This is a genomic window from Saccharopolyspora sp. NPDC050389 (assembly GCF_040655595.1).
Classification (GTDB): domain Bacteria; phylum Actinomycetota; class Actinomycetes; order Mycobacteriales; family Pseudonocardiaceae; genus Saccharopolyspora.
In genome coordinates, this window is record NZ_JBFAKG010000057.1 from 43,533 (window position 1) to 65,138 (window position 21,606).

Annotated in this window: 18 protein-coding genes; 7 read left to right on the top strand and 11 right to left on the bottom strand. The window is 69.3% G+C overall.

Annotated elements, in window-relative coordinates; genetic code table 11:
* Positions 1 to 24: 24 nt before the first annotated feature.
* The 8 genes from AB0I53_RS31460 to AB0I53_RS31495 form a co-directional block, all read right to left on the bottom strand.
* Positions 25 to 1,251: an acyl-CoA dehydrogenase family protein gene (locus AB0I53_RS31460; RefSeq protein WP_358611068.1), complete on the bottom strand. Its 1,227-nt coding sequence runs from the start codon at positions 1,249 to 1,251 to the stop codon at positions 25 to 27.
* 142 nt (positions 1,252 to 1,393) lie between these two features.
* Positions 1,394 to 2,890 carry a long-chain fatty acid--CoA ligase gene (locus tag AB0I53_RS31465; RefSeq protein ID WP_358611019.1) on the bottom strand — a complete coding sequence of 499 codons (1,497 nt, stop codon included), beginning with the start codon at positions 2,888 to 2,890 and terminating at the stop codon, positions 1,394 to 1,396.
* Between the two features lie 238 nt (positions 2,891 to 3,128).
* Positions 3,129 to 4,112 (bottom strand): NADPH:quinone oxidoreductase family protein, encoded by a 984-nt coding sequence (locus AB0I53_RS31470; RefSeq protein ID WP_358611022.1) that lies wholly within the window; start codon positions 4,110 to 4,112, stop codon positions 3,129 to 3,131.
* Between the two features lie 231 nt (positions 4,113 to 4,343).
* Complete coding sequence (locus AB0I53_RS31475; RefSeq protein ID WP_358611025.1) at positions 4,344 to 5,510, bottom strand: alpha-hydroxy-acid oxidizing protein; 1,167 nt, start codon at positions 5,508 to 5,510, stop codon at positions 4,344 to 4,346.
* A 49-nt stretch (positions 5,511 to 5,559) separates the two neighbouring features.
* Positions 5,560 to 7,212 carry an amidohydrolase gene (locus AB0I53_RS31480; RefSeq protein WP_358611028.1) on the bottom strand — a complete coding sequence of 551 codons (1,653 nt, stop codon included), beginning with the start codon at positions 7,210 to 7,212 and terminating at the stop codon, positions 5,560 to 5,562.
* A gap of 4 nt (positions 7,213 to 7,216) precedes the next feature.
* A complete protein-coding gene (locus AB0I53_RS31485; protein ID WP_358611031.1) occupies positions 7,217 to 8,509 on the bottom strand; it encodes an amidohydrolase in 1,293 nt (430 codons plus the stop codon).
* Positions 8,506 to 9,867: an MFS transporter gene (locus AB0I53_RS31490; protein ID WP_358611034.1), complete on the bottom strand. Its 1,362-nt coding sequence runs from the start codon at positions 9,865 to 9,867 to the stop codon at positions 8,506 to 8,508. Before AB0I53_RS31490 ends, AB0I53_RS31485 begins: the two co-directional genes overlap by 4 nt.
* Before the next feature lie 19 nt (positions 9,868 to 9,886).
* The gene (locus AB0I53_RS31495; RefSeq protein WP_358611037.1) at positions 9,887 to 10,693 is read right to left on the bottom strand and encodes a class II aldolase/adducin family protein; all 807 of its coding nucleotides are present in this window, start codon (positions 10,691 to 10,693) and stop codon (positions 9,887 to 9,889) included.
* A 126-nt stretch (positions 10,694 to 10,819) separates the two neighbouring features.
* On the opposite strand from AB0I53_RS31495, the gene AB0I53_RS31500 reads away from it, so the two are divergent.
* Positions 10,820 to 11,449 (top strand): TetR/AcrR family transcriptional regulator, encoded by a 630-nt coding sequence (locus tag AB0I53_RS31500; RefSeq protein WP_358611040.1) that lies wholly within the window; start codon positions 10,820 to 10,822, stop codon positions 11,447 to 11,449.
* 111 nt (positions 11,450 to 11,560) lie between these two features.
* Complete coding sequence (locus tag AB0I53_RS31505) at positions 11,561 to 12,187, top strand: maleylpyruvate isomerase family mycothiol-dependent enzyme (RefSeq protein ID WP_358611042.1); 627 nt, start codon at positions 11,561 to 11,563, stop codon at positions 12,185 to 12,187.
* Between the two features lie 210 nt (positions 12,188 to 12,397).
* On the opposite strand, the gene AB0I53_RS31510 is transcribed toward AB0I53_RS31505, so the two are convergent.
* Together AB0I53_RS31510 and AB0I53_RS31515 are read right to left on the bottom strand one after the other, a co-directional pair.
* Positions 12,398 to 13,747, bottom strand: coding sequence for an SLC13 family permease (locus tag AB0I53_RS31510; RefSeq protein WP_358611044.1), 1,350 nt, complete (start codon positions 13,745 to 13,747; stop codon positions 12,398 to 12,400).
* 45 nt (positions 13,748 to 13,792) lie between these two features.
* On the bottom strand, positions 13,793 to 15,001 hold the full coding sequence (locus AB0I53_RS31515; RefSeq protein ID WP_358611047.1) for a CoA transferase: 1,209 nt from the start codon (positions 14,999 to 15,001) through the stop codon (positions 13,793 to 13,795).
* 110 nt (positions 15,002 to 15,111) lie between these two features.
* Here AB0I53_RS31515 and AB0I53_RS31520 point away from each other — a divergent pair, with 110 nt between their 5' ends.
* Positions 15,112 to 15,750 (top strand): helix-turn-helix domain-containing protein, encoded by a 639-nt coding sequence (locus AB0I53_RS31520; RefSeq protein ID WP_358611050.1) that lies wholly within the window; start codon positions 15,112 to 15,114, stop codon positions 15,748 to 15,750.
* A 197-nt stretch (positions 15,751 to 15,947) separates the two neighbouring features.
* On the opposite strand, the gene AB0I53_RS31525 is transcribed toward AB0I53_RS31520, so the two are convergent.
* Positions 15,948 to 16,586, bottom strand: a complete 639-nt coding sequence (locus AB0I53_RS31525) for a TetR/AcrR family transcriptional regulator C-terminal domain-containing protein (RefSeq protein ID WP_358611053.1) — start codon at positions 16,584 to 16,586, stop codon at positions 15,948 to 15,950.
* Between the two features lie 287 nt (positions 16,587 to 16,873).
* Here AB0I53_RS31525 and AB0I53_RS31530 point away from each other — a divergent pair, with 287 nt between their 5' ends.
* The 4 genes from AB0I53_RS31530 (at position 16,874) to AB0I53_RS31545 (ending at position 21,529) form a co-directional block, all read left to right on the top strand.
* Positions 16,874 to 18,154 (top strand): APC family permease, encoded by a 1,281-nt coding sequence (locus AB0I53_RS31530; protein ID WP_358611056.1) that lies wholly within the window; start codon positions 16,874 to 16,876, stop codon positions 18,152 to 18,154.
* The gene (locus tag AB0I53_RS31535; RefSeq protein ID WP_358611059.1) at positions 18,141 to 19,724 is read left to right on the top strand and encodes an amidohydrolase; all 1,584 of its coding nucleotides are present in this window, start codon (positions 18,141 to 18,143) and stop codon (positions 19,722 to 19,724) included. The genes AB0I53_RS31530 and AB0I53_RS31535 overlap by 14 nt, the downstream gene beginning before the upstream one ends.
* An 11-nt stretch (positions 19,725 to 19,735) precedes the next feature.
* Complete coding sequence (locus tag AB0I53_RS31540; protein WP_358611062.1) at positions 19,736 to 20,935, top strand: serine hydrolase; 1,200 nt, start codon at positions 19,736 to 19,738, stop codon at positions 20,933 to 20,935.
* A gap of 141 nt (positions 20,936 to 21,076) precedes the next feature.
* Positions 21,077 to 21,529 (top strand): hypothetical protein, encoded by a 453-nt coding sequence (locus AB0I53_RS31545; protein WP_358611065.1) that lies wholly within the window; start codon positions 21,077 to 21,079, stop codon positions 21,527 to 21,529.
* Positions 21,530 to 21,606 lie beyond the last annotated feature (77 nt).

The window sequence follows — 21,606 nt, forward strand, 5'->3', positions numbered from 1 at the left end:
GGACACAACGGGGCAGCAGCCGGGTCAGCGCTTCCGGCCCCAGGCGGGGTCACGCCGCCGGCACTCCAGCTGGGCCAGCGTGCGCTTGTGCACCTCGTCCGGACCGTCGGCCAGGCGCAGGGTGCGCAGGTGGGCGTAGAACGAGGCCAGCGGAAAGTCATCCGAAACACCGCCGCCACCGTGCACCTGGATGGCGCGGTCGACGACCTTGAGCGCCACGGCGGGGGCGGCGACCTTGATCGCCGCGATCTCGGTGCGGGCTTGCTGGTTGCCGACCGTGTCCATGAGGTACGCCGCTTTGAGCGTCAGCAGGCGGGCCATCTCGATCTCGACCCGCGACTCCGCGATCCAGTCCTGGATGTTGGCCCGCTTGGCGAGCGGCTCGCCGAACGTCGTGCGCGACTGGGCGCGGTCGATCATCAGGTCCAGCGACCGCTCGGCCACACCGATGCTGCGCATGCAGTGGTGGATGCGGCCCGGACCGAGGCGCGCTTGGCTGATCATGAAGCCGTCCCCCTCACCGGCCAAGAGGGCGGTGTCCGGAACCCGCACGTCCTCGAAGAGCACCTCGGCGTGCCCCTCGCGGTCGTGGTAGCCGAACACGGGCAGGTTGCGCAGGACGGTCACGCCAGGGGTGTTGACGGGGACGACCATCATGCTCTGCTGGCGGTGCTTCGGCGCGTCCGGGTCGGTTTTGCCCATGACGATGAGCACTTTGCAGTTCTTGTGCAGCGCGTTCGACGTCCACCACTTGCGACCGTTGAGGACGTACTCGTTTCCGTCCCGCTCCATCCGCAGCTCGATGTTCGTGGCATCCGAACTCGCGACCCCTGGCTCAGTCATCGCGAACGCCGACGCGATCTCACCGGCGAGCAGCGGCCTGAGCCATTTTTCCTTGTGCTCCTCAGTACCGAAGAGCGTCAGCACCTCCATGTTGCCCGTGTCCGGGGCGTTGCAGTTGATCGCCTCCGGCGCGATGTGCAGGCTGCGGCCGGTGATCTCGGCCAGCGGGGCGTACTCGAGATTCGTCAGTCCGGGGCCCCATTCCGGGTGGGGGTGGAAGAGGTTCCACAGGCCCTGGCCGCGCGCCTCGGCCTTGAGATCTTCGAGGATGGGTGGGTGGAAGTGCGGATCGCCGGACTCGGCCATCTGGGCCTCGTAGACCGGCTCGGCCGGGTAGACGTGCTTGTCCATGAACTCCAGCAACTTCGCCTGGTAATCCTTGGCCTTGTCGGACAGCTCGAACACGATGCTCCTCACGTCGAATGGTCCTGTGGTGAATTTGCCGGTGCGGTGCGGCGGCACGGCCTGAGAATTCGCGTCGCACGACGGCTCAGAGCGACGATCTCGTTCGTCGCCGCCGAACTCCGCGGAGTTGACTGCTGTGCCGCCGTCAGCCGCTCGCGGTGGTCAGCGCCTTCCAGTCCAGGGCGCGTTTCTGGATCTTGCCGGTGGCGCCTTTGGGCAGGGCGTCGACGAATCGGATCAGGTGCGGCACCTTGTACGCGGACAGCTGCTCCTTCGCCCAGGCGCGGAGCTCCTCGGGGGCGATCTCCGCACCGGGGCGTGCGGTGATGACGGCAGCGACCTCCTCGCCGTACCTCTCGTCGGGCACGCCGATGACGGCCACCTCGACGATGTCCGGGTGCTGGTAGAGCACCTCCTCGACCTCGCGCGGGTAGACGTTGTAGCCACCGCGGATGATGAGGTCCTTGGCGCGGTCGACGATGTAGAGGTAGCCGTCCCCGTCGAGCCGGCCGAGATCACCGGTCTGCAACCACCCGTCCGCGAGGTCGGCGGCCGTCTCCTCGGGGCGGTTCCAGTACCCCTTCATCACACTCGGCCCGCGGAGGTACACCTCCCCCACCTCACCTGCCGGGAGCACAGCCCCCTCCGGGTCGCGGACCTCCACCGCGATGCCGGGAAGCGGCCTGCCCACCGATCCGACGCGCTGCTGATCCGGGGAGCTGTACGTCGCGGCGGCAGTGGATTCGGTCAGTCCGTAGCCTTCGAGGATGGTGCAGCCGAACCGTTCCGAGAACGCGCTGAGCACCTCACCGGGGAGGGACGCGCCACCGGACGACGCCAGCCGCAGGTCGGCGAAGTCATCCGGACCGAAATCGCCGGCGACGTGCAGCATGGCGTTCCACATCGTCGGCACACCAGCGACCAAGGTGAGCCGGTCGCGCCGGATCATCTCAAGCATGGCCACCGGCTCGAAGGGCGAGAGCAGCGAAATCGAGCAACCGGCCGCCAGCGCGGAGTTGAGGCAGGCCGCCTGGCCGAACACGTGGAACAGCGGCAAACCGGTCCCGCAGCGATCGCCGGCCGTGAGGTGCAGCTGTTCGACGAAAGTCCGCGCCGTGTCAAGGACGTTGGCCACGGTGAGCTCGACACCCTTTGGCCGACCGGTAGTTCCGGAGGTGTAGAGCAGGACCGCCGTGTCCTGGCGGTCCCGGTCGACGGGGACGCTGACCGGCTCGCCCTCGCCCGCCACCGCTTCCGGCCCGAGAACCCGCAGAGGCAGAGCACGCTCGTCGGCAACGCGCTGCGCGGCCCGTTGTGCCTCGTGCCAGACGACCAGGAGACGGGTGCCGGAGTCCCCGACGACGTAGTCGATCTCCGGTGCGGTGGCCATGGTGTTCATCGTGATGACCACGGCCCCGATCAGGTGCGCGCCGAGGTAGGCGACGACGAAGTCGGGTCCGGTGGGCGCCACCAGCAGCACCCGGTCTCCTGCTCGCACGCCGCGCGCCCGCAGCTCCCCACCGAAAGCAGCGGAGGCATCGCGCAGCCGCGCATAGCTCCAGACATCCCCACCAGCCCTGAGCGCCACGGCCTCGGGCGTTGCAGCGGCGTGGGCCCACGTCGAGCCGACGACGTTCGGCATGGTTCCTCCTCGGACCAGGCGATCACAGCGATCGTTCGCGTGAATCGGGTTTCGGGTTCAATGCGCTGACGCGTTCAGGCGGCCCGGCCGGCACGGCTCGGTGACGCCTCGGAAGACCGAACCGTGGTCTCCCGGCGCCAAGCCGCCACCTGTGCAGGAGTGCCTCGCCCACCGATGGGTCCGTCGAGAAATGCGAACACCGTCACGGCGTGCCCTCGATGTCCTCCGAGGCCAGGGCTCACTGGACGTACACCACCCTGCCGACGGTGTCGCCGTCGGCGAGGCGCTGGACGCCGACGGCAACGGCGTCCAGGGCGAGCTTCTCGCTGACCAGCGGGCGTACGACGCCCCGGTCGGCCAGCGCGGTCAGCTCTTCATGGCACTCCCGGACCGCTGCCGGGTCGTGCGTGTTGTAGAGCCCCCAGTGCAGCCCCAGGATCGAATAGTTCTTGACCAGCGCGTGGTTCAGCGCCGCGCTCTGGATCTCACCCCCGGCGAAGCCGACGACCACGATGCGCCCCTCGAAGGCGATGCACTTGGTGGACCGCTGGTAGGTGTCGCCGCCGACCGGGTCGTACACGACGTCGGCCCCTCGACCGCCGGTCTCGGCCTTGACCACCTCGACGAAGTCCTCCCGGTGCCGGTCGACGACGACGTCGACACCGAGGCTGCGGGCGTACTCGGCCTTCTCCGGCCCGCCGACGACGCCGATGACCCGTGCCCCCACCGCCTTGCCCAACTGGATCGCCGCGCTGCCGACACCACCTGCCGCAGCGTGCACCAGCAGGGTCTCCCCCGCCCGCAATCCGGCCCTGCGGTGCAAGCCGAACCAACCGGTCTGGTACCCGACGAACAGGGACGCCGCCTGGGCGTCGTCGAGCGATTCCGGTGCGGCGAAAGTGGTTTCCGCGGCCATCAGCGCCTTCTCCGCGAACCCACCGCGCGGGAGCGCGGACCCGCCGAGCACGCGCTGCCCGACCGCGATGCCATCGACATCGGCGCCGACCGACACCACCTCGCCGCAGAGTTCCACGCCAGGCGTGAACGGCAGCGGAGGACGCACCTGGTAGCGGCCTCGGCACATCAGGACGTCGGGGAAGTTGGCCGCTGCCGCGAGAACTCGCACCGAGACCTGCCCGGGACCCGGTTCCGGTTCGGGAACGTCAACGAGCCGCATGACTTCCTTCGGCTCGCCGAGCTCGGCGACCTGCCACGTCTTCATCTCATTCACCATCCACCGCTTGAGCTTGACCCCGGGGGAAACCCGTTGAATCGACGGGAAAATGCCAACAACACGATCGATCCACCCATGGATCTATCAATTTTCTTGCAAGAAAAGGAAACCAAGCCCTCTCGTGGATCATGCGGTTCACCGCGTCCGTCCACAATGGCATGTTCGGCGAACTTGCGTTTCTTCGTCAGGTGGCGCCCTGTTCAGGGACTAGAACATCGATCACGTGATGCGCTGGAGTGCGTCGGGCACGAGATCGGCGAGGGACGGGTAGCCGTCAACCGCCATGATCAGGTCGGCCTCGGCCAGCAGCGCGCGCAGGACGTGGACGACTCCGCCGGTGCCGCCCAGGGCGAGCCCGTACGCATACGGGCGTCCGACACCGACAGCGGTGGCCCCCAGCGCGATCGCCTTGACGATGTCGGCACCGTCGCGAACACCGGAATCGAAGAGCACCGGAATCCCATCCGCAGCCGCCACGACTCCCGGCAGTGCGTCGAGGGCTGGCAAGCCGCCGTTGGCCTGGCGGCCACCGTGGTTGGAGCAGTAGACGCCGTCCACCCCCAGGTCCTTGGCACGTCGCACGTCGTCCGGGTGGCACAGGCCCTTCACGACCAGCGGGAGCGTGGTGATCGACCGCAGCCACGGCAGGTCGTCCCAGGTGAGCGGATTGCCGAAGATCCGGGTCCACGCGAGGGCAGCGGCCTGCGGGTCCTCCTCCGGCGCGCGGTCCAGCAGCGCCCGGAAAACCGGGTCGCTGGTGTAGTTGGCCAGGCAGTGCCCGCGCAACTGGGGGAAGTTGCCGGTCGCCAGATCGCGCGGCCGCCAACCGGTGATCCAGGTGTCGAGCGTGACCACGATGGCCTTGAAGCCGGCCCGCTCCGCCCGGTGCACGAGGCTTTCGGCCAGCTCCCGGTTCGTCGGGGTGTACAGCTGGAAGAAGCCGGGCGTTGCGCCGAATTCCGCGGCAACGGCCTCCAGAGGATCGGCGGACAGGGTCGAGGCGATCATCGGGACGCCCGTGCGCGCCGCGGCGCGTGCGGTCGCGAGGTCGCCGTGCCCGTCCTGAGCGCAGATGCCGATAACACCGACCGGCGCCATGAACAGCGGGGACGGCAGGGTCATCCCGAACAGGTCGACGGACAGGTCGCGCTGCGAGGCACCGACGAACATCCGGGGAATCAGACCCCAGCGCTGGAAAGCGGTGCTGTTGGCCCGCTGCGTGTGCTCGTCACCGGCGCCTCCGGCGACGTACGACCACACCGACGGCGGCATCGCCGCCTGCGCCTTGGCTTCCAGTTCGGCGTGGGCCATCGGGTACTCCGGCACGATGCCGGCGAGGCCGTTGAGGTAGATCTCGTTCTGGTAGGAGCCGAAGTCCTGGCTCATGGAGCAGCCTTTCTCGGACGGATGTGTCGCGTGCTTGGGCGGAGCGGGGTCACAGCGGCCAGGTTCGTCGACCGCTCAGGTAGGTGGCCGACACCGCGACCGCTTCGCGGAAGTGCTCGGCGGACACCGCGCGCGGGTCTCGGTTCAGGACCACGAGGTCGGCTCGCATCCCGGTGCGCAGCATGCCGATCTCGCCCTCCAGGTGCAGCTGCCACGCAGGGTTGGTCGTCACCGCGCACAAGGCTTCGTCGACGGTCAGGCGCTGGCTCTCCCCGTGGATGCGGCCGCTGGGGTGCGACTGGCGCGTGAGCGCAGTGGCGACGCTGGACAGCGGGTCGGTGGGCGAGCAGACACCGTCGTTGTGCAGGGAGACGCGGTGCCCCGCGTCCCAGGCCGACCGCGCGGACATCCAGCGGTCGGCCACCTCGGGGCCGAAGAGGTCATCCGCCAGGACATCTCCCCACCAGCGGACGTGGTCCATGAACAGGCTGACGGTGGCACCCATGTCCGCGGCGCGGCGGAACTGGTCGGCTGTGACAACTCCGCAATGCTCCAGCCGCGGCCGCAGCGCACGCAGCGCCTCCGGATCATCGGCGCCGACTTTGGCGTACGCGTCGAGGACGGCTTCGCAGGTGACGTCCCCGTGGACGTGACAGGCGAGCGGGAAGCCCTGTGCTGCGAAAGCGGTGGCCAGATCGGCGAGTTGGTCCGGGCTGTAGTTCATGGGACCGTGCGTGCAGTGGTCCAGGCCGATGCGCAGGGTCGCGTCGTTGTCCTTGAACGGGAAGCTGGTGGCGACGCTGCCCTGCCACGGGGTGCCGTCGGCCCACAGCTTCATGCCGGAGACACCGAACATCTCCCGTGCCGGCGCGTGACCGGAGAAGCGCCGGCCCGGCTCTGCGGCCAACTCGGGGGTGCCGATGAGGTACGAACGGATCCGCAGAGCGCCGTCGGGGTGCTCGGCGGCGGTGCGCAGCACCCGAAGGTTCCGGGGATCGGTCGCCATGTCGGTCGCCGTGGTGATCCCGGCTCGGGCGTGCTCGGCGAACGCCCAGTCCAGCGCGGCGGAGACCTGCGCGTCGTCGCGGAAGTCCCCCAGCGCCTCGAAGAGAACCAGGAGGGCGGCCGTTTCCTGGGCCTCGCCGGTGGGTTCGCCGGCGGTGTCGCGGACGAACCGGGCTCCCACCGGGTCGGGGGTGTCGGCCGTGATCTCGGCCGCGCGCAAGGCGGCGGTGTTGCCGTAGGCGGCGTGGCCGCTGTTGGAGACCACCACGAGAGGAGCGTCGGGGCACAGCTCGTCGAGCAGTTCGCGGGTGGGCAGGGCCAGATCTCGTTGCAGCAGCAGGTCGATCCCGTAGGCGCCCACCGGCTTTCCCGGGGCGGCGGCCACGGCCGCTTTGATCCGCTCGTAGACCTCCGCTCCGGTGGGCACGGTGAACGGGCGGACGTCGATCGCGGGTGGGGCGAGGGTCAGGGCCATCGTCGAGGGATGTCCGTGTGCCTCGACGAAGCCGGGCAGCAGTGCACGCCCGTCGAGGTCGACCACCCGCGTGCCGGGGCCGCGCAACGCCAGGACGTCGGCTGATCTCCCCACAGCGGTGATCACGCCGTCTCGGACGGCGAGGGCTTCGGCTTCCGGAGCCGCCTCGTCCATGGTGAGGACCGGGCCTCCGGTGAAGATCAGCTCTGCTGGGTCGGGCACGATCTCAGTTCCCTCCTGGGACACTGGGATGTCCCTGTTGGACAGTCAGCCACGGTGCGGCTGCGGTGAGCAGGTAGCGCACGCCCAGCCCGATGGCCGGATCGGGAACCGGGGCGAACAGCGCCGAGTGGTTGCTCGGGATGTGCGGCGGAATGCCGTTCTCCAGCAACGCCTTCCGGTCGACGTCGCCGAACGCGGCGTGGTCGATGCCGCCGAAGAGCCAGTACACCGACGGTGCGTCGAGAGCGGCGCCGAAAGCGCCGAAATCCTCGCTGCCCGTGATGGCCTGCGGCAGGGTGAACACCAGCTCCTCGCCGAAGGTCTCGGTGAACGCACCGAGCACCGTCCCGGTCGCTGCCGGCTCGTTGACGGTCACCGGAAAGCCCTCGGTGATCGTGACTTCCGGATCCCGGTCGGCTCCGGACGCGATGGCTTCGCCACGGATGATCCGACGCACGGCCGCCAGCACCTGCTCGCGGATCGCAGTGGTCTGGCTGCGAACGCTGATCTGCAGCTCGGCGGTGGACGGGATGATGTTCGCCTTGGTCCCGGCGTGGATCGAACCCACGGTCACCACGGCCTGCCGATCCGCCCCGACCTCCCGAGCCACCACCGTCTGCAAGCGCGTCACGATCGCCGCCGCCAGCACCACCAGATCCACGGTCGTCTCCGGCCTGGACCCGTGCCCGCCGCGGCCGAACAGCCGGACCCGCACGGTGTCGGACGCGGCCATCATCGGGCCGGACCGGGTTCCGACAGCTCCCACCGGGGCCGGGCTGACGTGCTGGCCGAGGCACACTTCGGCGCGCGGGAACCGCTCCGCGAACCCGTCCTCGATCATCGCCGCAGCACCACCGACCTCCTCCGCGGGCTGGAAAACCGCCACCACCGTGCCCCGCCAAGCGTCCCGGTTCCTGGCCAGCAGCGCGGTGGCACCCAGCAGGCACGTGACGTGCATGTCGTGGCCGCATGCATGCATCACCGGCACCTCGTTGCCGTCCGCGTCCACCGCGGTCCGGGTGGAGGCGTAGGGCAGGCCGGTCTCCTCCAGCACCGGAAGCGCGTCCATGTCGGCCCGCAGCAGCGCCACCGGCCCGTCGCCGGAGCCCAGCACGCCGACCACGCCGGTGCCCCCGACCCCCTCGGTGACCGCCCACCCCTGCTCACGCAGCCGGGAGGCGACGATCCGGGCCGTGCGCACCTCCTGGAACGACAGCTCCGGGTGGGCGTGCAGATCCCGGTACAACTCGTGCAACGCCGGTAGTTGGTCGTCCAGACCGGCGAACAGGGCAGTCATGAGGTCTCCGTTTCCAATCGAACTGGCGGCAAGGGCGATGACTCGGACTCGCTACGCGGCAACCGCACCAGCAGCGTCAGCAGTGCGGCGAAGACGAGGACCCCGGCCAGCAGCAAGAAAGCCGGACCGAGCGATCCGGTGCTCTCCTTGAGGGCACCGACGAGAGTCGGGCCGACCAGTCCACCGAGCTGCCCGATGCTGTTGATCATCGCGATACCGCCCGCCGCTGCCCGACCGGTGAGCAGCCGCGCGGGCAACTCCCAGAAAACGGGCAGCAGGCCGCTGGCCCCGAAGGAGGCCGCCGCGACGGCGACCAAGCTGAGCCCAGGCGGGAGCACCGCCGCGGCGGAGAGCCCGACTATGCCGATGAGCAGGCCGACGAGCAGGAGACCGCGACTGTTGGCCGTGCGACCCGCATAACGGCCGAAGAACAGCAGGCCGATCGCGGCCACCAGGGTCGGGATCATGATCAGCACGCTGAACAGGGCCGTGCTGAGCTGGCCGAGCTGGCCGACGAGCGCCGCCAGCCAGAAGGTCACCCCGTTGGACACGAGGCTGTAGCACAGGTAGATCGCCGCCAGCAGCAGGACGCGGCGGTCCCGCAGGGCCCTCCCGAGGGAGAGCCGTTCCCGGCCCCGCATGGCCGCCGCTTCTTCCGCGATGGCGGCCCGCATGGCCTGCGCGGTCTCGGCGTCGAGCCACTCGGCCTCTCCCGGATGGTTGGGCAACCGCCAAGCCGCCCACAGCCCGACGACGACGGCGGGCAGCCCTTCGACCAGGAAAAGCCACTGCCAGCCGTGCAGCCCGGCCACCCCGTCGAGCCCAAGCAGGAGACCCGCCAACGGTCCACCCATGACCCCGGCGATCAGCGGCCCGGCAAACAGCAGCGCGGTGGCGCGCCCCCGCTCCCGTTTGGGGAACCACTGCGTGAGCAGGAACAGGACGCCGGGGAGGAAGCCAGCTTCGGCGATGCCCAGCAGCACGCGGAAGACGATCAGGGAGGTGGCGTCCCAGGACAGCGCGGAGAGCATGCTCACCGCGCCCCAGGTGATCATGATCCGCGTGAGCCACTTGCGCGCTCCGACGCGGTAGAGGATGAGGTTGCTCGGCACCTCCAGGAGCGCGTAGCCGAGGAAGAAGGCTCCTGCCGCGAAGCCGAACACCGTCGCGCTCAGTTCGAGCGTGCGCGAGATCGAGGGTTCGGCGTAGCTCAGATTCAGCCGGTCCAGGTACGAAAAGACGTACATCAGGACCAGCACCGGTATCAGCCGCCGCCTGGCCAGCGCGACACCCCTGTCGATCAAGGACTCGTCCAGGGGTGCCGGCCGGGCAGGCTCGGGGACGGAAGCAGAGCTCATGTCGTCCTCTCCGAGCCGATCAGTCGAACAGGTCCGGTTGCTCCTCGATGATCCGATCCCACATCGGCCGGAACTGGAACCATCCGGACAGCGGGCTGCCGATCTGCTCGCGCACCTGCAGCGCCGTCTCGCGGTCGATCTCGTGCGGCTGACCAGCAGCCATGGCCAGCAGCTGCGCCTGGCAGGAACGTTCCATGGTGACGAACCACCAGGCCGCCTCCGCCACGGTCTGCCCGACCGTCAGCAGGCCGTGGTTGGCCAGGACGACCGCTTTGTGGCCGCCGAGCGCGACACCGATCCGCCGGCCCTCCTCGGTGTCGTTGACCACCCCGCGGAAGTCCTCGTACAGGCCGTGGTCCTCGAAGAACGCGCAGGCGTCCTGGGTGATCGGCGAAAGGCGCCGGCGCAATGCGGCGAAAGCCTTGCCGTGCAAGGAATGCGCATGTGCCGCGGCGACGGCGTCCGGGCGGGCCTTGTGCACCTCGGAGTGGATGCAGAACGCGGCGCGGTTCACCGGTCGACGCCCCTCCACCACGTTGCCATCGTGGTCGACCAGGATCAGGTCGGAGACCTTGATCTGGCTGAAGCTCATCCCGAAGGGATTGACCCAGAACCACTCTGGATTCTCCGGGTCGCGCGCCGTGATGTGCCCGGCCACCCCTTCCGAGAAGCCGAGCTTGCCGAACAGCCGGAACGCAGCGGCGAGTTCCTGCTTGCGGTGCAGCCGTTCCTCGGCCACCGAGTCGAAGGTGGGCGGGAGCATCGCCTGGAATCCGGCCGGGGTCGGCCCGAGTCCGGTGTGGACCGCGTCGGAAATCGTCTCCATCAGAAGCCTCCTGGATCAACACTGAAACCAGTACAGGTCTGTATGCGATACAGCCCTGTATCCCATACAGTGGTGTATCGTGAGTGACGTCACGCCGACCTGTCAATGCCCCACGGAGGAATCGCGTTGCCGAAGGGACCGACCAAACGTCGCCCGCAGACCACTGCGCGCCTGCTCGACGCGGCGCTCGAGACGTTCGCCGACCGCGGCTTCTACGGCACCTCGATCGAGGAGATCTGCGACCGGGCCGGCCTCACCCGCGGCGCGTTCTACTCCAACTACCGCAACAAGGAAGAGCTGTTCTTCGCGCTGTTCGACCTGCACGCCCAACGGGTCGTCGACCGGCTCAGCCAGGCGATCGAGGAGATGCGGGACACACCGGATCCGCTGCGCGCGTTGATCGCGCGCACCAGCGCGGTCGACGACACCGAGCGCCGCTGGTACCTGCTGTCCACGGAGTTCACCCTCCACGCCATCCGCAACCACGAGACAGCGCGCACCCTCGCCGAGCACGACCGCCGCCTGCGCGCCGAGATCGTGCGACTGCTGGGCACGCTGTTCGACCGCCTCGGCCGGAAACCCACCGTCGACCTGGACACGCTGGCCCGGCTCACCACCGCACTGCACGAAGGCGCCCTGACGCAAAGCCTCATCGAGCCGGACCAACTGGCGCCGGACGAGCTGGCAAGCGCCTTCCTGCCGCCACTCATCGACGCCATCTCCCAGACCAGCCGCAAGCGGAAACCCGGCGCCTGACCACGACGACGCGGTTACCCCGAGTCCCGATGGTTCCGCTCACCGGCGACGAGTTCGCGCCGCGCCGCGAGTCTCACTTGGCGGACACCGCGGTCGAGCGAAGGAGAAGCCGTGAAGGACGATGTGTGGTCGATGGTGCATGCGGAGCGCGCGGCGCTGATCGACGACCTCACGCACCTCGATGACGAGCAATGGGCGGAGCCGTCACTGTGCGAAGGGTGGACCGTGCACGACGTGGTCGCGCACCTGGTCGACACGGCGCGGACGACGCGTCTCGGATTCGTGGCCGGCCTCGTCCGGGCGCGGTTCGACTTCGACCGCCAGAACGCACGCGGCGTGGAGCGCGAGCGCGGCGCCACGCCGCAGGAGACGCTGGAACGGCTTCGTCAGGTGGCGTCGCGGACGTCGACCCCTCCGGCGCCTCTCGACAGCAGGCTCGTCGAGGAGGTCGTCCACGGCGAGGACATCCGCCGCCCCTTGGGACTCACCCGCCACTACCGACCGGAGGCCGTGGTCCGGTCGCTCCGCCTGCAGGCCCGCACACCGGCGTCCTTCGGCGGAGCCAAGGAGCTGATGTCCCGCATCCGCCTGACGGCGACGGACGCCGACGTGTCGATCGGAAGTGGCCCGGAAGCAACCGGAACCGCGCTTTCCCTGCTCCTGGCGATCTCCCGTCGCCGAACGGCGCTGGAAGACCTCGACGGACCAGGAGTCACCACGCTGACCACACCCACCTGACGATCCACCCGCAGCGGGGCAAACCTCTCGTTCCATCACTGTCCACAAGAGATAGTTACCAGCGAAGCATCTTAAACCACAGGGAAAACCGGGTCGCTTCCGTTCAGCGCAGTCCAACGCGGTTCCGGCCAACGCAATCCCCCATCGCCAACGTCAGAACAACCTGCTTCGACGCCACCCGGCGGGGTTCAGGACGGTGGTGCGCATCGGTCATAGGGTCCAGCCGAAGACGGTCCAGGCAAGGAGCGGGCCGAGGACGATCGAGCACAGCCCGTAGGTCATCAGGTGCTGGAAGAGGCGGGTGCGGTGTTCGGGCTCGGTGGATCCGAGCAGGAGCGCGCCCGTGATGCCGAGCGGGTTGACGTCGACGAGCACTGCGGAGAGCGCGACGGCGACGATCGCCGCCACCGGTGGCACGCCGGCGGTCACGAGCGGGGCGATGAGCGGAACGGCCGTCGCGATGACCGCGATCGACGAGGCGAAGAAGGAAGTCAGGCCGGCGATGAAGCAGATGACCAGCAGGGACAGCATCGGCGAACCGGTGATGCTCAGGGCGGCGGTGATCCGGTCGAACGCGCCGAGGTGCTCCATGAGTCCGACGTAGGTCAGCAGGCCGGCGATCAGGAGGATGATCTCCCAGGGCAGGCGGCGGATGATCGATGCCGGTTCGAGGCGCAGCAGGAGCTGGAGGGCGAACGCGAGGGTCAGCCCGAGCAGGCCCAGGTTCACCTTGAACACCACTCCGCCGGCGACGAGCACGACCAGTGCCGCGATCGAGCTCCACCGGGCGAGTCGGCCCGGCACGGACGGTTGAGTCACCGCGACGACGCGATCAGATTCGGTCAGGACGGCGGTGCCGACCGTTCCGGCGGTGCCCGCTGCGGGATCTGTTGCCTCGTGGCCCGGTGCGGCCGTGTCAGTCGAATGGCCCTGGAGGCCGGCGTCTCCTGCCGCGCGGATGGAGCGCCTTCCCAAGAGCATCGCGACGAGGCACAACAGAAAACCAGTGCCGAGCGCGGAAAGGAAGAACACGAGCGCGGCGTGGGAGGGCAGCTCGATGCCGGTCTTCGACATGAGCCGCGGGATGGTCGCGCCGAACACCGCGATCGGGGAGAACAACCCGCACATGACGCCGTTGAGCATGGTCAGGCAGAGCAGCAGCGGAGGTAACCCGCGCTTGGCTGCGATGCCGAGCGTTATCGGGGCCATGATCGCGATGACCGCCGCGGGCAGGGTTCCGATCGCGGTGATGAGCGCAGCTACGGTGAACAGCAGCAGCGGGATCAAAGCGGTTCGGTGCCCGATCGGCCGCAGCGCATGGGACAGGAGCCAGTCCGTGGTGCCGGTCATCTGGACGACCACGAACAGCGCGGAGATCCCGACGATCAGGACGACGAAGTCGACCGGGAAGAAGCCGAACAGCTCGTCGATGCCGACACCGGACAGGGTTGCGACCAGGAAGGTGGCGGGAAGCGCGGCGAAGGCGAGGCTGAAGCGCGGCACGAAGGCGCCGAGGAACAGCAGGGCGAGCACCACGATCGAGAGCAGCGATGGGGTCATTCGGTGCCATGTCCTTCTGCGTCGTTGCGGAGGGAGCGGAGCGGGTCAGATGACGCCGTCGGCGCGCAGGGCGTCCACGGCGTGCTGGTCGAGATCGAGCAGGTCGGTCAGCACCGAGTCGGTGTGCTCCCCCAGGCGCGGCCCCAGCGACCTGATCCGCCCCGGCGTCCTGCTCAGCCGCGGCAGCGGGGCGACCATCGGCAGCTCGCCCCAGTCGTCGTCCACGACGGTGGTGATCGTCCCGCGTTCCCGGTAGTGCGGGTCTGCGGCGATGTCGGCGACGCTCATGATCGGCGACGCCGGCACACCGGCGTCGTTGAGGATCCGAACGGCGTCATCGGCAGGCAGCCTGCCCGCCCAGGCCGCGATCGCGGCGTACAGCTGATCCTGATGATCGACGCGGCTATCGCGGGTCGCGTACCGCGGATCCTCCGCGAGCTCCGGCATTTCCATGACCGCCACCAGCTTGCGGAACAGCGCATCGGTGCCGGCGTGCACCGAGATCCGCCGCCCGTCGGCGGTGTCGAAGTCGCTGGCCGGGACGACCTGCAGGTTCCGGTTGCCCTGCCGCTCCCGGACCTTCCCGAGCGCGGCGTAGCCGAGAAGCGAGTTCTCCGAGGCGCGGAATCCCGCTTCGTACAGGCCGAGATCCACGATCTGTCCGTTGCCGCCGTTGCGGTCCCGCTCGTACAGCGCGGTGACGGTTGCGAACGCCGCGAGGTAGGCGGCCATGTAGTCGATCACGGCGTACCCGGTGCGGGTCGGATGCCCGTCGGGTTCACCGCTGACGTAGGTGAGGCCGGAGTACGCGCTGGCGATGCGGTCGAAGGCGCCCCGGTCGCTGAACGGCCCCGACATGCCGTAACCGGTGACCAGGACCAACACGACCCGCGGGTTGATCTCCTGGAGGCGCTCCGGTGTCAGGCCCCACTTCGCCATGGTCGGCGGGCGGAAGTTCATGACGACCACGTCGAAGTGCGGCACCAGGTCGCGCACCAGCTCCTGGCCGCGCGCGGTCCGCAGGTCGACCGTCACGGACTTCTTGTTGCGCCCCTCCTGGATCCACTGCAGCGAGCGGCGCCCGGTGGCCGACGAGCCCGGCCCGGCCCGGGTGAAGTCGCCGCGGCCGGGTTCCTCGACCTTGACGACCTCGGCTCCGAAGTCCCCCAGCATCGTCGCCGTGACCGGCGCGGCGAGCACGGTTGCGAGGTCCAGCACGCGGATGCCCTCGAGCGGCAGACGACTCTCCGACACCATCCACCTCCTGCAGACATCCCGTTATTAACTATTAGTTATTAACGCTTCGTTATTAACGGAACTGTAGGATGTGACCGGCAAGACAGTCAAGAGACCGGGAGGCGCGGATGTCCGACGAGGTCCCCGCGGCGAAACCCCGCCGACGGCGACGCTCGCGCGAGGAGACCGAGTCCGACCTGCTCGACGCCGCACTGCGGATCATGCGGCGCGACGGACTCCTCGAAGGAGTCACACTGCGGGAGGTCGCCGCGGAGGCGGGCGTGAACCACGGGCAGATCTACCAGTACTTCGGATCCCGCCACGCGCTGTTGCGGGCGGCGATCACCCGCCTCCTCCAGCAGTCGACCCTCGACCGCGGCACGCATTGGGAGCAGCCGTTCGCGCAGCGGCGCACGGCGATGTGGCACTCGGCGCTCCAGCAGCCCGACCTGCCCAAGCTGGAAGCCCTCCTCGCCCTGGAGGGCGACGACCAGCTCGTGCTCTTCCCCGCGCTGGAACGCACTCGGCAGGCGCTCGACCGCGACCGCACGACCGGCGCGCTCCCGCCGGATGCCGACGCCGACGTCCTGCACGCGATGACCGCGGCCACCTACCTGGGCTACTGCATCTTCCGCGAGACGATCGCCCGCGAACTCGGCGTCGAGCTCGACGAGCTCGACGAGCGAGCCGGCGCCGTGTACGAGCGACTCGTGGCCGGACTCGCAGCCGATGACCTGCCCGGAGCAGACCCGGACCACACGTCCTGAGCCGGTGCGCGGGCGATCTCGCGCGGGACGGCCACCTTCGCCCGCAGATCGACCACTGTCGACGGTCGGCAAGCTCGGCGCGGTTTCGCCGGCCGACTCATTGACCAAGAAGTCCACACTGGACAATTAGCCTACTACGGCGCGGAACCCGCGCCACATCGCCATTTCCGCCGCGCGCTGCGCGTCGACGGAGCACGTCAGCGCGGGGCGGCCGCCTCGGCCCGCACTGCGGCGAGCAGGGTGGCCATGCCGACCTCGAACGCCCGCTCCGCTCGGTCGGTGGAGGTCGACTGCGCGGCGAGCGCGGCCGCGAGGTGCGGCGCTTCGACCCCTTCGGGGATCTCCCACATCACCTCGGGCGCGGCCAGGTCGAGCGCCGAACCGATGACGAAGTTCTCCATCGCGGTGAGGATCTCCATCGCGCGGCTGGTCGGGATGCCGCTGTCGGCTAGCTGGGCGGCCATCTTGTCGTATGCCGCGATGACCTTGGGCGAGCGGATCGTGGCGGTGGTCAGCAACGGCACGACGCGCGGGTGCGCGGCGAAAACCGCGCGGTAGGAACGGAAGAAGGCACCCATCGCGACGTCCCAGGGATGCCGGTCGAGCGGCGTCGGGTCCATCTGGTTGCTGATCTGCTCGCGGAGCAGTTCGATCACGCCGGCGCGCCCATCGACGTGGTGGTAGAGCGAGCCGGTCTGGACCCCGAGCCGCCGGGCCAGTTCGGGCAGCGTGAAGTCCCCAGTCTCGTCGACCAGCTCCAGCGCCGCCTCGCCGATCCGCCGGCGGTCCAGCACCGCCGTACGGGGACGCCCCGCCCGTCGTTGCGTGGTTCCCACCACATTCACCCCTTCCCATCCGGCTCCGCCAGCCGTACGCTACCGCCAACCTAAATCTAATCGGTTTCGATTAACCGAGGGAGTCGGACGATGTCCACACCCCCACCCTGCGAAGGGTCCTCTCAGAACACCGGAAAAGGCCTGAAGCGCAACGCGCTCGGGACGAGCGACCTGGTCTTCATCGTCGTCTCCGCAGCCGCACCGCTGATGGTCATGGTCGGCGTCGCGCCGCTGGCGGTGCTGGTCGGCGGCCTCGGGCCCCGGCGGCATACCTCTTCGCCGGTGTCGTGCTCGCCGTCTTCGCCATCGGCTTCACGACGTTTTCCCGCTATGTCGGCAATGCCGGCGCGTTCTACTCCTACATCTCGCTCGGCCTCGGCAAAACCGCCGGCGTGGCAGCGGCTTTGGTCGCGCTGCTCTCCTACAACGCCCTGCAGATCGGCGTGTACGGCCTGCTCGGCGACGCCACCCGGAGCACGTTCCTGGACGTCTTCGGCATCGATCTGCCCTGGTGGACCTACGCGATCGCGGGCGTCGTGCTGGTCTGGTACGTCGGGTTCCGCAGCGTCGACTTCGGCGCGAAGCTCCTCACCGTCATGCTCGTGGCCGAGACCGGCGTGCTGTTCGTGCTCGCCGTCGCGATCCTGGTGCAGGGCGGCAGCGCCGAGGGCATCGGATTCGAGTCCTTCTCGCCGTCCCACCTCTTCGGACCCGGCATGGCCAGCATCCTGCCGACGGCGTTCGCCGCGTTCATGGGCTTCGAGGCGACCGTCATCTACCGCTCCGAGACCCGCGAGCCGCGCCGCACGATCCCGCGGGCGCTCTACATCGCGGTCGCGGTCCTCGCCGTGACGTACGCCTTCATCGTGTGGAGCATCGTCCAGGCTTACGGCGCGCAGGGCATCATCGCCGCGGCGGCCGAGAACCCGGTCGGTCTCTTCTTCACCGCCTCCGACACCTACCTGGGCGCCTGGTTCACCAAGGTGATGCACCTGCTGATCATCACCAGCGTCATCGCCGGCCTGGTCGCCTTCCACAACGCGGTGACCCGGTACGCGCTGGTCATCACGCAGGAAGGCCTGCTGCCTCCGCGACTGGCGGCGGTCCACCCGCGCACCCGGTCGCCGTACGTCGCCGGTTTCGCGCAGACCCTGCTCGCCCTGGTGATCGTCATCGGTTTCGCCGCCGTAGGAGCCGATCCCTACCAGCACCTGCTGATCTGGGTGAACACGCCCGGCGTCTTCGGCATCCTGCTGCTGCAGGTCGCCGCCGCCGTCTCCGTCGTCGCCTTCTTCCGCCGCACCCCCAATTCCGAGGGCCCCTGGCGGACCGTCGTCGCGCCGGTCGTCTCTGCGCTGGCCATGATCGGCGTGCTCGTCCTCGCAGCCCGGCACATGGACCTGATGACGTCCGCCTCGACCACGGTCAACGCCGCCCTGCTGGCCACGATCCCGATCGTCTGCGTCGTCGGCCTGTGCTGGGGCGCCTGGCTGCGCCGCAACCGACCCGAGGTGTACGCCCGCATCGCCGCCGACTGCGAGAAGGAGATTTCCGATGAGCACCGCTGACGTCCTCGTCGTAGGGACCACGGTCCGCACGCTCGACCCGGCCCGCCCCACGGCGTCCGCGATCGCGGTGCGCGGAGACCGCATCGTCGCCCTCGACGACGCACTCGCGCTGCGCGGCCCAGGAACCGAGATCGTCGACCTCGGCGGGGCGACCACGACGCCGGGCCTGGTCGACGGGCACATGCACCCCCTGCTGGGGATCACCTCGTTCGACGGCCTCGACCTGTCCGGGTGCCGCGACCTCGACGACGTGCGCGCGGCGCTGGCCGGCGCGGAGCGCGGCCCCGAGGGATGGGTGACGGGTTTCGGGTTGGACCACAACGCCTTCGGCGGCAAACCCGTGACCAACCAGGTCATCGAGGAGGTGCTGCCGAACACCCCCGTCTTCCTCAACCTCTACGACGGCCACTCGGCGCTGGCAAGCACCACCGCGCTGGCTCGCGCCGGGATCACCGGACCCCGCACGTTCCGGCAGCGCTCGCAGATCGTCTGCGACGAGCGCGGCCGGCCCACCGGACACCTGCTCGAACACGCGGCGATGGAACCGGTGCGCGAGGTGATCCCGCCGACTCCCGCGGTCGAGCTGCGGCGCAGGCTCGTCGAACTGCTCGTCACGATGGCGGCGTCCGGGCTCACCGGCGGCAATGTCATGGACGGCGCGGAAAGCAGCCTGAAACTTCTGGCACAGGTCGAGAACGAGACCGACCTGCCGGTGCGGCTGCGGCTGGCGCCGTGGTGCATGCCCGGCGCCGACCTCGATGAGCACGTCGCGCTCCAGGGCCGGCGCGGCAGCCGCTGGGAGGTCGCCGCGGTGAAATTCTTCATCGAGGGCACCGTCGAGGGCGGCACCGCCTGGCTGGAGCACGCCGACTGCCTCGGCCAGAACGCCGACGCGTTCTGGCTGGACACCGAGGAATACACCAAGGCGGTCAGCCACTTCGCGGCCGCGAAGGTGCAGACCGCGACCCACGCCATCGGAGACGCGGGCGTGCGCCACGTCATCGACAGCTTCGAAGGCGTGGACACCCACGGCGTCCGGCATCGGGTCGAGCACCTCGAAACACTGCCTATCGACCAGGTCCGCCGACTGGTCGCCACGGGCCTGGTGGCCTCCATGCAGCCGTCGCACACGGCGTACACCAAGGCCGATCACAGCGACGCGTGGTCGACCCGGCTCGGCACCGAGCGGGCCAACCGAGCCTGGCGCTGCCGCGACGTGCGCGACGCCGGAGGCGTCCTCGTGCTGGGCTCGGACTGGCCGATCGCGGGATACGACGCCCGCGAGGTGCTCGGCTTCGCGCGACTGCGCCGCCGCCCCGGCACCGACATCGCGCCCGTGACTCCCGAGCAGGCGCTGACCGGCCTGATGGCGCTGGAAGGCATGACCAGCCACGCCGCGATCGCGGACGGCACCGCCTCGCACGCCGGCCGGATCGCGGTGGGTTGCCGGGCCGACCTGACCGCGTTCGCGGTCGACCCGGTCGACGCACCGGCCGACGAGCTGGCCACCGCCCCGATCCGGCTCACCATGTCGGCGGGCCTGATCACCCACCGGGCCGACCGAGGCTGAAAGGATTCGCCATGCACGCCGCGAACCGTCCACCCGTCCCCGTGACCCTCGAGAACTGGCAGACGCCCGAGCTCCTGGGCTGGTCGTTCCAGCACGTGGACGAAGTGTGCTCCACCGCCGACATTTCCCGGGGCAACGGCCCCGCGGTCGAGCTCATGCGAAATCCGCTCGACCTCACTTGCCTCGAAGTGGCCCTCGACGACGGGTCGACCCGCACCGTGGCGGACATCGTGGACTCGAGCGACACCGATGCCTGGATGGTGCTCCACCGAGACCGGGTGGTCGCCGAGGAGTATCTCGGCGGGATGACCCCGGCGACGCGTCACCTCCTGATGTCGGTGAGCAAGTCGCTGGTATCCACGGTGACCGGGGCGTTGGTCGGCCGCGGGCTCATCGACCCCGAGGCCATGGTGACCGCCTACGTGCCCGAGCTCGCCGATAGCGGATACGCCGGTGCCACCGTGCGGCACCTGCTGGACATGCGCAGCGGTGTCGCGTTCTCCGAGGACTACCTCGACCCGGACTCCGAGGTGCGGCTCCTCGACGAAGCCGTCGGGTGGGCGCCGAAACGCGGCGCGGACTCCCCCGCGTCGCTCAAGGCGTTTCTCCCCACCCTGCGGCAGGAACGCCCGCACGGCGGCCATTTCGAGTACCGCAGCGCGGAAACCGACGTGCTCGGCTGGGTTTGCGAGGCCGCAGCCGGCGAGCGATTCGCGCGGCTGGCCTCGGACCTGCTCTGGTCGCGACTGGGTGCGGAGCACGACGCCTTCATCTCCGTGGACTCGGAGGGCACCGGCATGTTCGACGGTGGCATTTGCGCCACGCTCGGCGGCCTCGCCCGCTTCGGCGCGATGATCCTGGCGGGCGGCACCTCGCTCAGCGGTGAGCAGGTGGTGCCCGCGCAGTGGGTGGAGGACATCTTCACCGGCGCACCGGACGCGGCAGAGGCCTTCGCCGTGTCCGCCGACGCCCACGGGCTGCCCGGCGGGGCATACCGCAGCAAGTTCTGGTTCCCAGCGGTGGGAGGCGATGTGGCGCTGTGTCTGGGCATCCACGGCCAACTCGTCTACCTGGACCGCGCGAACGACGTGGTCGGCGTCAAGCTCTCCAGCTGGCCGGCCCCGTTGGAACGGTGGAAGCACCTCGCGTCGCTGCGGATGTTCGAGACGATCAGCGCCCACTTGGCCGACCGCGAGGCCGACGGAACCTGACGGCGCGCGGCGGGGCTTGTTCGACCGGACAGTCCGAGGCGGGCAACAGTAGCCGATCGAACAAGCTTCCCACCGTCGGCGAGACCTTAATCTTCCGGAACATCTTCCAAAGCTCGCGCCGACGGAACGGTGAACGGATCGATGGTCAACCACGCAGGCCCGCCGCCCGAGCACGAAGTGGTGCCGCCGACAGGCCGCACCCTCCTCGTCATCGGCGACGACGAGGACCTCGGCCAATCGGTGGCCGACCATGCCCAGCGATGGGGAAACCACGTCGACCGGCTGCACCGGCCGGACGACGACGAGCTGCGGCGTCGGCTGCCGGCCTCCGTCGACGGCGTGGCCGTCGTGTCCCGCAACGACATCGTCGCGTTGCGCTACGCCCTGCTCGTGGAACACCTCGCGCCCGGAGTGCGGCTGGTCGTCACGATCTTCGATCGCACGGTCGCGGACGAACTCACCCGCACAGTGCCGAATTGCACGGTGCTGGGCATGACGGATGCGATCGTGCCTGCGCTGCTGGGCACTTGCGTGTCACCGGATCTGGCCAGTCTCCAGCGTTCAGGCGACCAGCTCCTAGTAGTACTTCGTTAAGTTGGTCTTCGTTTGGGGAGCTTTCGTTGGCATGTGGGGCAAACGCCGGTCCAGCACAGTAAGACGCCTTGGAGCAG

Bases quoted from the DNA above. Each gene is read 5' to 3' on its own strand.
- AB0I53_RS31465 (WP_358611019.1), bottom strand. From the start codon at position 2,890: ATGCCGAACGTCGTCGGCTCGACGTGGGCCCACGCCGCTGCAACGCCC.
- AB0I53_RS31470 (WP_358611022.1), bottom strand. From the start codon at position 4,112: ATGAAGACGTGGCAGGTCGCCGAGCTCGGCGAGCCGAAGGAAGTCATG.
- AB0I53_RS31475 (WP_358611025.1), bottom strand. From the start codon at position 5,510: ATGAGCCAGGACTTCGGCTCCTACCAGAACGAGATCTACCTCAACGGC.
- AB0I53_RS31485 (WP_358611031.1), bottom strand. From the start codon at position 8,509: ATGACTGCCCTGTTCGCCGGTCTGGACGACCAACTACCGGCGTTGCAC.
- AB0I53_RS31490 (WP_358611034.1), bottom strand. From the start codon at position 9,867: ATGAGCTCTGCTTCCGTCCCCGAGCCTGCCCGGCCGGCACCCCTGGAC.
- AB0I53_RS31495 (WP_358611037.1), bottom strand. From the start codon at position 10,693: ATGGAGACGATTTCCGACGCGGTCCACACCGGACTCGGGCCGACCCCG.
- AB0I53_RS31510 (WP_358611044.1), bottom strand. From the start codon at position 13,747: ATGACCCCATCGCTGCTCTCGATCGTGGTGCTCGCCCTGCTGTTCCTC.
- AB0I53_RS31520 (WP_358611050.1), top strand. From the start codon at position 15,112: ATGTCCGACGAGGTCCCCGCGGCGAAACCCCGCCGACGGCGACGCTCG.
- AB0I53_RS31535 (WP_358611059.1), top strand. From the start codon at position 18,141: ATGAGCACCGCTGACGTCCTCGTCGTAGGGACCACGGTCCGCACGCTC.
- AB0I53_RS31540 (WP_358611062.1), top strand. From the start codon at position 19,736: ATGCACGCCGCGAACCGTCCACCCGTCCCCGTGACCCTCGAGAACTGG.
- AB0I53_RS31545 (WP_358611065.1), top strand. From the start codon at position 21,077: ATGGTCAACCACGCAGGCCCGCCGCCCGAGCACGAAGTGGTGCCGCCG.